At 71.8% G+C, this 13,440-nt stretch carries 15 protein-coding genes; 7 read left to right on the top strand and 8 right to left on the bottom strand.

Annotation, left to right across the window (positions count from 1 at the left end; translation table 11 throughout):
- Positions 1-10 precede the first annotated feature (10 nt).
- The 4 genes from cydB to ACFYPG_RS00310 all read left to right on the top strand — a co-directional run bounded on the left by cydB (position 11) and on the right by ACFYPG_RS00310 (position 3,878).
- Positions 11-1,009, top strand: a complete 999-nt coding sequence (gene cydB, locus ACFYPG_RS00325; protein WP_355007524.1) for a cytochrome d ubiquinol oxidase subunit II — start codon at positions 11-13, stop codon at positions 1,007-1,009.
- A 102-nt stretch (positions 1,010-1,111) separates the two neighbouring features.
- On the top strand, positions 1,112-2,299 hold the full coding sequence (eis, locus tag ACFYPG_RS00320; RefSeq protein ID WP_387349213.1) for an enhanced intracellular survival protein Eis: 1,188 nt from the start codon (positions 1,112-1,114) through the stop codon (positions 2,297-2,299).
- Positions 2,300-2,364: 65 nt separating this feature from the next.
- Entirely contained in the window at positions 2,365-2,949 is a 585-nt protein-coding gene (locus ACFYPG_RS00315) for an RNA polymerase sigma factor (protein ID WP_387349212.1), read from the top strand.
- Positions 2,946-3,878: a CU044_5270 family protein gene (locus ACFYPG_RS00310; protein ID WP_387349210.1), complete on the top strand. Its 933-nt coding sequence runs from the start codon at positions 2,946-2,948 to the stop codon at positions 3,876-3,878. The genes ACFYPG_RS00315 and ACFYPG_RS00310 overlap by 4 nt, the downstream gene beginning before the upstream one ends.
- Before the next feature lie 59 nt (positions 3,879-3,937).
- On the opposite strand, the gene ACFYPG_RS00305 is transcribed toward ACFYPG_RS00310, so the two are convergent.
- The gene (locus tag ACFYPG_RS00305) at positions 3,938-4,390 is read right to left on the bottom strand and encodes a MarR family winged helix-turn-helix transcriptional regulator (protein ID WP_355007527.1); all 453 of its coding nucleotides are present in this window, start codon (positions 4,388-4,390) and stop codon (positions 3,938-3,940) included.
- 97 nt (positions 4,391-4,487) lie between these two features.
- Between ACFYPG_RS00305 and ACFYPG_RS00300 the strand changes: the two genes are divergently transcribed.
- Complete coding sequence (locus tag ACFYPG_RS00300) at positions 4,488-4,940, top strand: MarR family transcriptional regulator (protein WP_355007528.1); 453 nt, start codon at positions 4,488-4,490, stop codon at positions 4,938-4,940.
- 6 nt (positions 4,941-4,946) lie between these two features.
- On the opposite strand, the gene ACFYPG_RS00295 is transcribed toward ACFYPG_RS00300, so the two are convergent.
- The 3 genes from ACFYPG_RS00295 to ACFYPG_RS00285 form a co-directional block, all read right to left on the bottom strand.
- Positions 4,947-5,630 (bottom strand): hypothetical protein, encoded by a 684-nt coding sequence (locus ACFYPG_RS00295; protein WP_355007529.1) that lies wholly within the window; start codon positions 5,628-5,630, stop codon positions 4,947-4,949.
- Positions 5,631-5,713: 83 nt separating this feature from the next.
- Positions 5,714-6,175 carry a peroxiredoxin gene (locus tag ACFYPG_RS00290; protein WP_355007530.1) on the bottom strand — a complete coding sequence of 154 codons (462 nt, stop codon included), beginning with the start codon at positions 6,173-6,175 and terminating at the stop codon, positions 5,714-5,716.
- Between the two features lie 45 nt (positions 6,176-6,220).
- Positions 6,221-7,054, bottom strand: a complete 834-nt coding sequence (locus tag ACFYPG_RS00285) for a patatin-like phospholipase family protein (RefSeq protein ID WP_387349207.1) — start codon at positions 7,052-7,054, stop codon at positions 6,221-6,223.
- A gap of 88 nt (positions 7,055-7,142) precedes the next feature.
- Between ACFYPG_RS00285 and ACFYPG_RS00280 the strand changes: the two genes are divergently transcribed.
- Complete coding sequence (locus tag ACFYPG_RS00280; protein WP_387349206.1) at positions 7,143-7,871, top strand: SDR family oxidoreductase; 729 nt, start codon at positions 7,143-7,145, stop codon at positions 7,869-7,871.
- 32 nt (positions 7,872-7,903) lie between these two features.
- On the opposite strand, the gene ACFYPG_RS00275 is transcribed toward ACFYPG_RS00280, so the two are convergent.
- The 3 genes from ACFYPG_RS00275 to zwf form a co-directional block, all read right to left on the bottom strand.
- Positions 7,904-8,029, bottom strand: a complete 126-nt coding sequence (locus tag ACFYPG_RS00275; RefSeq protein WP_355007533.1) for a hypothetical protein — start codon at positions 8,027-8,029, stop codon at positions 7,904-7,906.
- Positions 8,026-9,450, bottom strand: coding sequence for an OFA family MFS transporter (locus ACFYPG_RS00270; RefSeq protein ID WP_387349205.1), 1,425 nt, complete (start codon positions 9,448-9,450; stop codon positions 8,026-8,028). Before ACFYPG_RS00270 ends, ACFYPG_RS00275 begins: the two co-directional genes overlap by 4 nt.
- A gap of 213 nt (positions 9,451-9,663) precedes the next feature.
- Positions 9,664-11,043, bottom strand: coding sequence for a glucose-6-phosphate dehydrogenase (zwf, locus tag ACFYPG_RS00265; protein WP_387349203.1), 1,380 nt, complete (start codon positions 11,041-11,043; stop codon positions 9,664-9,666).
- Between the two features lie 212 nt (positions 11,044-11,255).
- Between zwf and ACFYPG_RS00260 the strand changes: the two genes are divergently transcribed.
- Entirely contained in the window at positions 11,256-12,854 is a 1,599-nt protein-coding gene (locus ACFYPG_RS00260) for a beta-N-acetylhexosaminidase (protein WP_387349202.1), read from the top strand.
- A 61-nt stretch (positions 12,855-12,915) separates the two neighbouring features.
- Here ACFYPG_RS00260 and ACFYPG_RS00255 read toward each other — a convergent pair whose 3' ends face one another.
- Positions 12,916-13,347, bottom strand: coding sequence for a hypothetical protein (locus ACFYPG_RS00255; protein ID WP_387349201.1), 432 nt, complete (start codon positions 13,345-13,347; stop codon positions 12,916-12,918).
- Positions 13,348-13,440 lie beyond the last annotated feature (93 nt).

Genomic DNA, 13,440 nt, shown 5'->3' with positions numbered 1-13,440 from the left:
GGAGCCCATCGTGGAACTGACCACCATCTGGTTTCTCCTCGTCGCCGTGCTGTTCACCGGGTACTTCATCCTGGAGGGCTTCGACTTCGGCGTCGGCATGCTGCTGCCCGTGCTCGGCCGCGACGACCGGGAACGCCGCGTCCTGATCAACACCATCGGCCCGGTCTGGGACGGCAACGAGGTGTGGCTGATCACCGCCGGTGGCGCCATGTTCGCCGCGTTCCCCGAGTGGTACGCCACCCTCTTCTCCGGCTTCTACCTGCCACTGCTGCTGATCCTGCTGGCCCTGATCGCCCGAGGGGTCGCCTTCGAGTACCGGCACAAGCGCCCCGAGGCGTCCTGGAAACGTCGCTGGGACGCGGCGATCGTGGTCGGCTCGCTGCTGCCGGCGATCCTGTGGGGCGTCGCCTTCGCCAACATCCTGCGCGGCGTGCCGCTGGACGCCGACCACGAGTACGTCGGCGGCCTGCTGGACCTGCTCAACCCGTACGCCCTGCTGGGCGGCGCGACCACCCTCGCGCTGTTCCTCACCCACGGCGCGGTGTTCCTCGCCCTGAAGACCACCGGCGACATCCGCGAGCGGGCCGGCGCGCTCGCCGTGCGCCTGGGTGTGGGCGCCGCCGTGCTCGCGGTCGGGTTCCTGACCTGGACGTTGAACATCCGCTCCAGCGCGGCCGCCGTCGTGCTGGCTGTTGGCGCGGCCCTCGCCCTGCTCGGCGGTCTGGCCGCCGCCCGGGTACGCCGGGAGGGCTGGGCGTTCACCGGCACGGCCGTGGCGATCGGCCTGGCGGTGGCGACCCTGTTCGCGGCGCTGTTCCCGAACGTACTGCCCTCCACGCTGGACGCGGCCGGCACGCTGACGGCCACCAACGCCGCGTCCACCCCGTACACCCTGAAGATCATGACCTGGGTGGCGGTGATCTTCACTCCGGTGGTGCTGGCCTACCAGGGGTGGACGTACTGGGTGTTCCGCAAGCGCATCGGCGTGGCCAACATCCCGCAACACTGACCGCCGAGAGCGGGGGATCGCGCACCAGCGGGGACGGCGCAGCGCGGGAGCGTCGGGAAAATCGGGCGGTTGGTGGGGGGTGGGCTCGTTTACGGTGTGCCGATGCCCGCCACTGTGCACGTACGCGAACTCACCGCCGACGACCTCGACGCCGCCTGGGAGCTGGGCCGCTTCGCGTTCGGCTCCGACCCGCAGCGCCCGGCGCCCGCGCCCGCGCCGGTGCCCGGCCTGACCCGTTGGGGCGCGTTCGACGACTCCGGTCGGCTCGTCGGCAAGGCCGTCGACCTGCACCACGACCAGTGGTGGTCCGGGCGGGCGGTGTCGGCCGCCGACGTGGCCGGGGTGGCCGTCGCCCCCGAGGCCCGTGGTCATGGCGTGGCGCGAGCCCTGCTCAGCGCGCTGCTGCGCGGTGCCCGCGACCGTCAGGCGGCGATCAGCGCGCTCTATCCGACCGTCGCCGCCCCGTACCGGGCCTGCGGGTGGGAGGCCGCGGGGGTGCTGCGCACCGTCGACCTGGCCACCGCCGCGTTGCCCCGGCACCGGCCCGCGTCGCACCTCACCGTCCGAGCGGGTACGCCCGCCGACCTGCCGGCCGTCGACGCCCTGTACGAGCGGGTCACCCGGCACCGCAACGGCATGCTGACCCGCCGGGGTGAGCTGTTCGACGCCGCCGACCGCGGTCTGCCCGGCGACGGGGTCACCCTCGTCGAGGCCGACGGCGAGCTGGTCGGTTACGCCACCTGGCAGCGGGGCCGGGGCTACGGAGCGGATTCGGTGCTCACCGTCGACGAGGCCCTCGCTGTCACGCCCGGGGCCGCCCGGGAACTTGTCGGGGTGCTCGGCAGTTGGGCCAGCGTCGCGCCGACGCTGCGACTGTGCCCGCTCGACGGCGACGCGGTCAGCACCGTCCTGCCGTTGGAGTCGGCCCGCGACCACGAGCGGGACCTGTGGATGCACCGACCGGTCGACGTCGCCCGCGCGGTGAGCGCGCGGGGGTGGCCCGCCCACGCCCGAGGCGTCGTCGACTTCGCCCTCACCGACCCGCTCGCCGAGTGGAACACCGGCACCTGGAGGCTGACCGTCGCCGACGGCGACGCCGAGCTGACCCGGGTCGGCGGCGAGGCCGACCTGCGGTTGGACGTACGCGGCTTCGCCCTGCTCTACGCCGGTGCCGCGCAGGCCCGCTCGGTCGCGCAGGCCGGGCTGCTGCACCACAGCCCGGGTGTCGACCCGGGCGCGCTCGACCTCCTGGCCTGCGGCGGGCCCGCGCAGTTGCTCGACTACTTCTGACCGGCGGGCCGATGGTTTCCGCCTCCGAAGTGGGAACTCAGCGGCGACAGCGGACAGATACAGGTGTGACAGCCGAGATGCGGGCCCGGATCCGGGCCGGAGACTCCGACGCGTTGGGTGAGCTCTTCGACGAGCACGCCGAGGCGGTTCATCGACATGCGCTGTGGAGTGGAAGCGATGCGGCGCACGCCGAGGACGTCGTGTCGCTGACCTTTCTCGAAGCGTGGCGGATCCGCGAATCCCTGCGCCCGGACGGGGACGGTCTGCGGCCGTGGCTGCTCGGGATCGCGACAAACGTCCTACGCAACCGCCGGCGGGCGGCGCGCCGGCACCGGGAGGCGTTGCGGCGGCTGCCGGTACGCGACACCGTCCCCGACTTCGCCGACGCGGTGGTCGACCGGATGCACGACGCCGACCAGGTGGCCGCCGCCCTGGCGGGACTGCGGGCGTTGCGCCGCGCCGACCGGGAGGTGTTCCTGCTCTGCGTGTGGTCGCAACTGGACTACGCGGCGGCGGCCGAGGCGCTGGGCGTACCCGTCGGGACCGTGCGCTCCCGACTGTCGCGGGCCCGGACCCGGCTGCGGGCGCTGGCGCAGCAGGAGCTGACCGGCGCCCGGATGACCCCCGTCGAGCAGGGAGAGTACCGATGAGAGAGCCCACCGCCCCGCCCGTGCCGGCCCTGCCGGCGGTGCGCCGACAGGCACTGCGGCGTCATCTGCTGACCGAGGTCCGACGGCCGTCGCGGCGGCCACGACGGATGCGGGTGCTCGTGCCGGTGGCGGGCGTGCTGACCGTCGCGGTTGCGGCCGGGATGGTCGCCCAACCGTGGTCGTCGGACAGCGCGCCACTGATCGTCCCGGTCGAGCAGGGGGAACGCGTCGGGGCGTCACTGCTGCTCAACCGGATGGCCGCGGTGGCCACCGGCAGGCCGGGGCCACCGCCCGGCGAGGGCGGGTACGTCTACATCAGGAGCCGGGGCGCCTTCGCCGAGCTCGGTGACGGCCCGGCCCGACTGCCACCGGTGCACGAGCGGGAGATCTGGATCCCCCGGCACGAGCGGGGTGACGGCCTGGTGCAGCAGCCGTTCTTCCACGCTCCGATCGTCGGTGTGATCCCGCAACGCGAGACGCTCACGGACGTGACGCCGAACGCGGCGCTGGTCGACCTGCCCGAGGACCCGGACGCCCTGCTGGCGAAGCTGTACCGGGAACGTCAGCAGCGGGGCCGGGGCAACAGCCGCGACGGCGCGGCGTTCACCGCGATCGGCGACATCCTGCGCGAGTCGTTGGTGCCGCCGGTCGCGAGCGCCGCGCTCTACCGGGCCGCGGCGAAGATCCCCGGGGTCGAGGTGGTGCGCGGTGTCACCGACGCGGCCGGGCGGCGGGGGATCGCCGTCGCGCACACCGAGCGGAGCCGCCGCGACGAGTGGATCTTCGATGAGCAGAGCTTCGACTACCTCGGTGAGCGCAGCTATCTCGTGGCGGACACCGTCGACGGGCCGGCCGGGACGGTGCTGGGCACGACAGCGGTGCTGCAACGGGCGGTCGTGTCGGAGCTCGGGCAGCGCCCGGCGCGGTAGGGGCCCCGGGCGGCCGGGCTCCGTGTCCTGGATGCCGGCCGCCCGGTGGCGGCGTCCGGTCAGGCCGGGGTGGCAGCCAGTTCGGCGTTCGCGTGTCGGGTGACGATGGTGAGCACCCGCGCTGCCGTGCTGGCCTCGTCGGTGGGGATTCCCGCGTACAGCCGGGCGCTGAGGTCGGCGACGGCGGCGACGACAGCGCGTTGCGTGGCGCGACCGGTGTCGGTGAGCGCCAGCCGTGGCTCGTCGCCGCCGGCCGGACCGGCGACCTGCGCTAGGCCGGCGTCGACGAGGTGGTCGACCACCTGGCGCGCGGCCGAATCGTCGATCTTGAGCGTGCTGGTGACCCGGTGCGTGAGGTCTGCGCGTGCGATCGGGCCCTGGGCGAGGACGTGCAGCGCGACCACCTGGTTGAACGTGACGCCGAGTGTGCTGATGGCCCGTTCGAGCAGGGCCCGGGTGGCGTAGTGGGCCTGGCCGATGACCTGGCCGTTGAGGGTGGGGACGGTGGACATGACGCCTCCTTCGATACGTTGGCCGAGCCAACGTTGGTTGCGCCAACGTAACATCCGATCGTGGGTCGCGCCAACGATTCCTGATAGGCTGCGCCGCATGGACAACGCGGCCCCGCAGTCACCCGCCGGGCTCAGCACCACAGCGAGCTGGCTGCTCAACCAGACCGCCGGTCACGCCGCCCGCCTGCTCAGCGAGGGCTTCGCCGCGCACGACCTGCGCGGCTACCACTACCGGCTGCTCGCCACCCTGGCCGAGGACGGGCCCGCGAGCCAGGCCGACCTCGGCCGTCGCTGCGGCATCGACCGCAGCGACGTGGTGGCCGCCATCAACGACCTGGCCGGCCGAGGGCTCGTGGTGCGTGCCCCCGACCCGGCCGATCGCCGCCGCAACGTCATCAGCGCCACCGACGCCGGCGCCGACGAGGCCCGCCGGCTGGGCGCGACCCTCGCGCGCGTCCAGGTCGACCTGCTCGCACCGCTGTCCACCACCGAGCGCGAGCAGCTGACGCGACTGCTCACCCGACTGCTGCGCCACCACAGCCGGCACTGACAGCCCTCAGCGGGCCTCGCGCAGCTCCGCCAGCCGGGCCTCGATCTCGGCCAGCTCGGCGCGCAGCTTCTCGGCCTGCTGCTCCGCCTCGGCCCGCTCGGTGCCGAGGATCTGCTCCACCGCCTCCTGCACCCCCGGCACGTCGACCAGGGCCACCATCTTCAACGCCTCCGCCGGCTTCACCACGTACGGCTTCGCGAGGGCCTTGCTGCCCTGCTGCGCGGCGACGGTCCACTCGCCGTCGGCGTACGCCAAGGTCACGGTGAGGCCCGCGGGGCTCTTCGGCTTGACGGCCTTGACCGCCCGCCGCGCCGGCGGCTTCTCCGTCTGCTCCACCTTCGGCTCCTCCTGTCGCTGCGCGGGCACCCGCGGCGTGTCCAACACGAACTCCGGCGCGGCCACCGCCGGCGGCTCGGGCTCGGGCTCCGGCTTCGGCTCCACCACCCGACGGGTGACGCCCTTGGGCGCCACGGCCAGGTCGGCGGGGGAGAACGGCAACTCGTCGCGACCGAAGCGCACCACCACGAACTCGTCGGACACCTCCGGGTCGGTCAGCTCGATCACCTGACCGACCTGACCGGCGATCTGCCCCGCCGACGCGGTGAACACCACCCGCGGTTTACGCCCGGCCGCCAACGACTCCCGGATGCTCTGCACCTCGCTAGTGGACAAACCCTGGCCGGCATCCATCACAACCCTCTTCCGTACACCTGTTTGATTGCTGTCTTGATACCAGCCGACTGCGACACCCGCCGCACGGGGCTGACGCCCGCTCAGCCGCCCAGCGCCCGCAGCGCCCGGTCCGCGTGCTCGTTCATGCTGACCTCGCTGTGGATCACCTCGATGATCCGCTGGTCGGTGCCGATGACGAACGTCATGCGCTTCATGCTCAACGGCCCCAACGGCACCCGCCGCTTGACCCCGAACTGCTGCGCCACCGCGCCGTCGGCGTCCGACAGCAGCGGATAGTCGAAGCCGTGCAGCTTCGAAAACTCGGCCTGCTTCGCCACCGGGTCGCGGCTGATGCCCACCCGCGTCGCGCCCAGCGCCGTGAACTCCGCCGCGAGGTCGCGGAAGTGGCAGCTCTCCGCCGTGCACCCCCGGGTCATCGCCGCCGGGTAGAAGAACAGCACCACCGGTCCGGCCGCCAGGAACTCCGACAGCCGCCGCGGCGTGCCCGTCTCGTCCGGCAGCTCGAAATCCTGCACCACGTCGCCGACACCCACACCCGCCATCGCGCACCTCCATCGTCTGATCGACCGCGCGGTGAGCGTAAGCGATCACGCCCAGAGCGTCGTCACCTCGTCGGCCACCACATCGGCCTGGGCCCGCCCGGCCCGCGCCGCGCCCGCGCGCCGCGCCGGGTCCAGCACGTTGCGGCCGATCGCCGTCCGCGCCGCCGCGTCCGGCGTCAGCACCACCACCCGCGACCCGGCCGCCCGCAACGCGTCCACCTGCGCCGACAGCCGTGGCATCGGCCCGAACGCCGCCGACGTCGGCGCGAGCACCAGCACCGCGCCCGCGCCCGCTGCCAGGTCAGCGTTCACCGTCGAGCGCATCCCACCGTCGACGAAGCGGCGCGCGCCGATCGTCACCGGCGGCCACACCCCGGGCACCGCGCAACTCGCGCCCACAGCGTCCACCAGGGACACCCCGCTGCCGCTGTCGAAGACCACGAACTCACCGGACGACGCGTCCACCGCCGTGATCAGCAGCCGCCGCCGCGGCCACTCCCGGACCGGCAGACGGGCCTCGATCACCACCCGTCGCGACGCCTCCGACTGGGTACGCGCCGCCACCGCCATCGCCCCGATCCGCGCCCGCGAGCGCACCGCATCGCGGGTCCGCCCACCGGCCCAAACGAGCCGCGCCAGCGCCGCGAAGCCCAACCGTGCCGCCCGCTCACTCGACGACGGCGCCAACTGCTCGGTGTAGAAACGCTCGACGGGCAACCCGGAGCACACCTGCGCGCCGACCATCGAACCCGCCGACGTGCCCACCACCAGATCCGCCTCGGTGACCGGCACACCCCGCTCGACCAACCCGGCCAGCAGCCCCAACTCCCAGGCCACCCCGGTCACCCCGCCACCGCCGAGCACCAACGCGCGCCGCATGTGACCCTCCTCTCGACGACCGTCCCGCGCCGGTCACGGTAGCGTCGGCACGAGCATCGCGCAGCCGTCAGACTCCCCGGGAGGCACCGTGGCACCCGTCACCGTCATCACCGGCGGCGGCCGGGGCATCGGCGCGGCCACCGCCCGGCGGCTCGCCGCCGCCGGTCACGACGTGGCCCTGTGCTACCGCCGCGACGACGCCGCCGCCACCGCCGTCCTGGCCGACCTGCGGGCAGCCGGCGCACAGGCCATCGCGGTACGCGCCGACACCACCGACCCCGATCAGGTGCACGCCCTGTTCGACGCCGCCGCGCAGCTCGGCCCGCTCACCGGCCTGGTCAACAACGCCGGCGTCACCAGCCTGATCGGGCCGTTCACCGAGCTGCGCGTCGAGGACCTGCACCGGGTCGTCGACGTCAACCTCGTCGGTTACGTCCTCTGCGCCCAGCAGGCCGCCCACCGGCTCACCGACGGTGGGGCGATCGTCAACGTCTCGTCGGCGGCGGCGACCCTCGGCAGCCCGGGGGAGTACGTGCACTACGCCGCCGTGAAGGCCGCCACCGACACCCTCACCGTCGGCCTGGCCAAGGAACTCGCCCCGAAGGGCATCCGGGTCAACGCCGTGGCCCCCGGCATCGTGCGCACCGACATCCACGCCGACTCCGGGGTCCCGGACCGCGCCGACTCCGCCGTCGGTCGCATCCCGCTGGGCCGCGCCGGCGAACCCGACGAGATCGCCGCCGCCATCGCCTGGTTGCTCGGCCCGGACGCCTCGTACACCACCGGGACCGTGTTGCGGGTCGCCGGCGGTCTGTGAGCCGGGGCGCGCCGCGCGCCCCGGCTCACCGCTCAGTGGGTGAACAGCTTCGCCGCCGTGATGACCGTCTGCGCCACCCCGTAGCCGAGCAGCGCCGCCACCACCAACCAGGAGACCCACAACCGGGCCTGCTGCCCGGATCGGCTGTCGTCACTCATCGCGTACCACTCCTCTGGGCCGTCGTGTCCTCATCCGCGCGATGGTCGGCGTTCTGCTCCGTCGACGGTTCGTGGTAGCGCTGCGGCACCGGCCGCACCAGCAGGTTCGCCACGAAGCCCACGGCCAGCACGCCCACCATCGTGAACAGCGCCGGACGGTACGCAGCGGCGGTCAGCGAGCCCGGCTCGCCCTGCGCGTCGAGGAACCCGTTGACGATCAGCGGACCGGCGATCCCGGCCGCCGACCAGGCGGTCAGCAGCCGACCGTGGATCGCCCCGACCTGGAAGGTGCCGAACAGGTCCCGCAGGTACGCCGGCACTGTCGCGAAGCCACCGCCGTAGAACGACAGGATCACGCAGGCCAACAGCACGAACAGGGCGGTCGAAGTCTGCCCGACGAGCGCCAGTAGCGCGTAGAGCACCATGCCGACACCCAGGTACACCAGGTAGATCGGTTTGCGGCCGATGATGTCCGAGGTGGACGACCACGCGAACCGCCCGGCCATGTTGAACAGCGACAGCAGACCCACGAACCCGCCGGCCGCCGCGACGGTCACCGCGGAGGTGCCGTTGTCGCGGAAGAAGTCCTGGATCATCGGGCTGGCCTGTTCCAGGATGCCGATGCCGGCGGTCACGTTGCAGAACAGCACCACCCACAGCAGCCAGAACGAGCGGGTCTTCACCGCGTTCGCCGCCGACACGTTCGCCGTGGTGACCAGCGGCTTCGCCGCCACGCTGGCGGGGTCGAAGCCGGCCGGCCGCCAGCCCTCCGCGGGCACCCGCACGTTCGCCACGCCGAACATCATGATCACGAAGTAGCCCAGGCCGAGCGTCACGAACAGCCACACCAGGGCGCTGCCCGACGCCGTCGACCCCGCGTTGGCCGGGTCGTAGCCGGCGTCGTAGAACGACAACAGTTGCCGCGACAGGGGAGAGGCGACCATCGCCCCACCACCGAACCCCATGATCGCCAACCCGGTGGCCAGCCCTGGCCGGTCCGGGAACCACTTGATCAGTGTGGAGACGGGGGAGATGTAGCCGATGCCCAGCCCGATGCCGCCGAGCAGCCCGTAGCCCAGATACAGCAGCCACAGCTGCTTCGTGGCGATGCCCAGCGAGCCCACCAGGAAACCCGCCGCCCAGAAGCAGGCCGAGACGAACATGGCCTTGCGCGGCCCGTTCGCCTCCACCCAGGTCCCGGCGACCGCCGCTGACAACCCGAGCATCACGATCGCGATGCTGAAGATCACCCCGATCGCCGTCTGGCTGGTGTCGAAGTGGGCGATCAGCGAGTTCTTGTAGACGCTGGTCGCGTAGACCTGACCGATGCAGAGGTGGATGGCCAACGCCGCCGGGGGGATGAGCCACCGGCTGTAGCCGGGCGGCGCGACGGTGTGCCGACGATCGAGTGCGGAAAGCATGAGCTGCTTCCTCTCCGACGAGGACGAGAAACGTCGCCCCCAACGTGCCCACACCCCGCGTAAGCGGCAAACCTCACCGTCGCCGGACGGTCGTTCCGCTGAGCTGAGCGGTCAGTCAGCGACCGCGCCACGCACCCGTGACCGACTCGGCTTGCCCACAGTCGGGACACCGCGACAAGTCGGCCACGCCGCCTTCGTCAGCTCCGGCCGCGACTAGCGCAGGTCCGGAAGGTGCCAGCCGCCGGCCAGCGCGTCGGCGTCCGCCGGACCCCAGCTGCCCTTCTCGTACGACCGCACCGCCGTCGGCAGATCCAGGATCGGCTCGACGATGCGCCACTCCTGCTCGATCGTCTCGGCACGCGCGAAGCGCAGGTGCTGCCCGTCCATCGCGTCGTCGAGCAGCCGCTCGTACGCCTCCTGGCGGCGACCGAGCGCCGCGCCGAAGTCGACGGACAGGTCCACCGGACGGCTCGCCACCTCAGCACCCGGGCTCTTCGCCTGGATCGACATGGTGATGCCGTCGCCGCGCCCGAGCCGGAACCGCAGCAGGTTCGCGGCGGTGGCCTGACCCCGCTCGGCCGGGATCAGCGAGCGCTGCGGCTGCTTGAACTCGACAACGACCTCCGTCGCCGTCCCCGCCAGGGACTTGCCAGCACGCAGGTAGAACGGCACACCCGCCCACCGGGGGGAGTCGACCGTCAACCGGGTCGCCACGAACGTCTCCGTGTTCGAATCCGCCGCCACGCCCGGCTCGCCGCGGTAGCCCGCGTACTGCCCCCGGACGGTGGAGTCCGGCGACAGCGGCGCGATCTGCCGCAGCACCGCGGCCTCCGCCTCCCGGAACGCCGTGGTGTCCTCGCTGGCCGGCGCCTCCATCGCGATGAGCGCCACGACCTGCAGGATGTGGTTCTGCAACACGTCCCGGGTCGCGCCCACGGTGTCGTAGAAGCCGGCCCGGCCCTGGGTGCCGAAGGCCTCGGCGAGCGTCACCTGGATGTTGTCGATGTGCTCGTTGTTCCACAGCGGCTCGAACAGCCGGTTGGCGAACCGGAAGGCGTAGAGACCCTCGACGGCTTCCTTGCCGAGGTAGTGGTCGATGCGGAACACCCGCTCCGGCGCGAAGGCCGCGCCCACTGTGCGATCCAGCTCGCGGGACGACTCCAGGTCACGCCCGAACGGCTTCTCCACGATCACCCGACCCCGGTCGGCCAGACCCACGGCCGCCAGGCCCTCGACGACGGAGCCGAACACCGCCGGAGGGATCGCCAGGTAGAAGACCGGCCGCTCGGCGTCGCGCAGCCGCTGCGCCAGCCGCTGGTACGTCGCTGGGTCCGCGTAGTTGCCGGAGATCATCGAGAGGTTGTCCGCCAGTCGGTCGAAGGCCTCGTCGTCGATCTCGTCCTGGGCCTCGGTGACCGACTTGCGGGCCATGGTGACCAACTGCTGATCGTCCCAGGGGGAGCGGGCCACACCGATCACCGGAACGTCGAGACGGTCGCGCCGGGTCAACTCGTACAGCGCCGGAAACAGCTTCTTCGAGACGAGGTCTCCCGTGACGCCGAACAGCACTACCGCGTCTGAGCGCATGTGCATGGCACTTCCCATTCGATCATCCGAACCTGATCTTCCGAACGGACAACGGCACGACCACTCCCGGAATTCCCCAGCGTGCGGTGTACGTCAGGTCGGCGACAGCACTGTCTCGACGCGCCCCTATCTTAAGGAAGGTTTACAGTGCAGGCGAGACGCCGGTAACCTGCCCCTCTAATCGACAATCGTCGATCACGACGAGGCCTGGAGGTACCGTGCGTCGCCGACACACCACCACACGGCTGCTGGCCATAGCCGCACTCGCGCTACCCGTCACCCTGCCCGCAACACCCGCCGCCGCCGCGACACCCACCGCACCAGCCCGACACCTCAGCGACGTCATCCCCGCACCTGTCGAAACCCACCCCGACGCGCACAACACATTCCGCATCACCCCCCTGACCGTCATCCGCACCACCCCCGGCTCAGCCGCCGCCCGGCACATCGGCCACCAACTCGCCACCACACTGCGCCCCGCCACCGGCCACGCCCTGCCCGTCCTGCCCGTACGCTCCACCCCGCTACCCGAGATCGCTCTGCTCATCGGCGGCGCCGACGACCGCATCGGCCAGCAGGGCTACCAACTCGACGTCACCCGCCGCAGCGTCACGATCCGCGCCAACACCCCCGCCGGGCTGTTCGCCGGCACCCAGACCCTGCGCCAACTGCTCCCCGCCCAGATCGAGGCACCCGACCGGCAGCGGACCACCTGGACAATCCCCGGCGGACGAATCATCGACTACCCACGCTTCGCCTACCGCGGCGCGATGCTCGACCTCGCACGCCACTTCCACACCGTCGACGACATCACCGCCTACGTGGACCTGCTCAGCCAGTACAAAATCAACTACCTGCACCTGCACCTGACCGACGACCAGGGCTGGCGCATCCAGATCGACTCCTGGCCCCGCCTCACCACCGTCGGCGGCGGACCCGGCACCGGAGTCGACGGCGTCGGCCCCGGATACCTCACCAAGGCTGACTACACAGCCGTCGTCGCCTACGCCGCCGCACGACACATCACGATCATCCCCGAGATCGACATGCCCGGGCACACCAACGCCGCCCAGTCGACCTACCCCGAACTCAACTGCGACGGCGTCGCACCGCCCCCGCGCACCGACATCGCCGTCGGCTACAGCTCCCTCTGCATCAACGACGACCTCACCTACCGCTTCGTCGAGGACGTCATCCGCGAAATCGCCGCCATCACCCCCGGACCATTCCTGCACATCGGCGGCGACGAAGCCCACGCCACCACCGACGAGGACTACCGCACCTTCATGAACCGGGTCCTGCCCCTGGTCACGAAATACGGCAAACGCGCCTACGGCTGGAACGAAATCACCCAGGCCGACACCTCCACCGACGACGTCGCCCAGTTCTGGGGCACCGGCACCACAAACGCCAGCCTCGTCGCGGCCGCCGCCCGCGGCACCAAAGTCGTCATGTCACCGGCGAACAAGGCCTACCTCGACATGAAGTACGACGCCAACACCCGCCTCGGCCTACGCTGGGCCGGCCTGATCGAGGTGTCCGACGCGTACGGCTGGGACCCCGCCACCCGGGTCACCGGCATCGGCGAGAACGCCATCCTCGGCGTCGAGGCCCCACTGTGGTCCGAGACGCTGCGCACCCTCGACGACATCGAACACATGGCCTTCCCCCGCCTACCGGCGATCGCCGAACTCGGCTGGTCAACCACCACCAGCCACGACTGGGAATCATTCCGCACCAGACTGGGGGAGCAGGCACCCCGCTGGCGACTGCAACAGGTCGACTTCTACCCGTCCCCACAGGTGCCCTGGATCTGACCCGTACCCCCGGCGCACCCGGTTCGTGGGCACCGGCCGACCCGGCCGGTGCCCACGACGCTCAGCGACCGCAGACGGTGTCCAACGCCTTCAGCGGCGGGTCGAGATCCGGCGCCTCGATCTCGGTGGCCTTCGGACCGGCCAGGTGCTTCTCCACCCCGGCGGCCAGGGTCTCCAACGCGGTGCGCACCTGCGGATCGGCAGCGGTCGGCGCCGCCGTCTTGAGGTCCTGCAACAGCGCCGTGTAGTGGCCGCGAACCTTCGCGCCCGCCTCCTTGGCGCTGACCGGCTTGTCGATCGCGGCGATCGCATCATCAGCCATCGCGACGTAGTGCTTCTTCACAAAAACGAGACTGGCGTCGCAGACCTGCTTGCTGTTCGCCGCCACGTCGACGGTCGGGCTCGGCGCCACGGTCGGCGACGGCGGGGCGGCGGCCCCAGCATTCTCCTTCTCGGCAGGCTGGCAGCCCACAACGAGGCCGACGGTCGCCACCAGGCCAACCACAATACGGACAGACTTACTCGTCAAGGCGTTCCCCCGTGGTGATGTGCGGCCCCGCCGTTCGCGGCGAACGGGCAGTGGCCG

The sequence above is a fragment of the Micromonospora sp. NPDC005553 genome, assembly GCF_042871765.1.
Classification (GTDB): Bacteria; Actinomycetota; Actinomycetes; order Mycobacteriales; family Micromonosporaceae; genus Micromonospora.
Note: the sequence above shows the minus strand (reverse complement) of the source record. Positions and strands in the feature narration are given on the sequence as shown.

Bases quoted from the DNA above. Each gene is read 5' to 3' on its own strand.
- eis (WP_387349213.1), top strand. From the start codon at position 1,112: ATGCCCGCCACTGTGCACGTACGCGAACTCACCGCCGACGACCTCGAC.
- ACFYPG_RS00310 (WP_387349210.1), top strand. From the start codon at position 2,946: ATGAGAGAGCCCACCGCCCCGCCCGTGCCGGCCCTGCCGGCGGTGCGC.
- ACFYPG_RS00305 (WP_355007527.1), bottom strand. From the start codon at position 4,390: ATGTCCACCGTCCCCACCCTCAACGGCCAGGTCATCGGCCAGGCCCAC.
- ACFYPG_RS00300 (WP_355007528.1), top strand. From the start codon at position 4,488: ATGGACAACGCGGCCCCGCAGTCACCCGCCGGGCTCAGCACCACAGCG.
- ACFYPG_RS00295 (WP_355007529.1), bottom strand. From the start codon at position 5,630: ATGGATGCCGGCCAGGGTTTGTCCACTAGCGAGGTGCAGAGCATCCGG.
- ACFYPG_RS00290 (WP_355007530.1), bottom strand. From the start codon at position 6,175: ATGGCGGGTGTGGGTGTCGGCGACGTGGTGCAGGATTTCGAGCTGCCG.
- ACFYPG_RS00285 (WP_387349207.1), bottom strand. From the start codon at position 7,054: ATGCGGCGCGCGTTGGTGCTCGGCGGTGGCGGGGTGACCGGGGTGGCC.
- ACFYPG_RS00275 (WP_355007533.1), bottom strand. From the start codon at position 8,029: ATGAGTGACGACAGCCGATCCGGGCAGCAGGCCCGGTTGTGGGTCTCC.
- ACFYPG_RS00270 (WP_387349205.1), bottom strand. From the start codon at position 9,450: ATGCTTTCCGCACTCGATCGTCGGCACACCGTCGCGCCGCCCGGCTAC.
- zwf (WP_387349203.1), bottom strand. From the start codon at position 11,043: ATGCACATGCGCTCAGACGCGGTAGTGCTGTTCGGCGTCACGGGAGAC.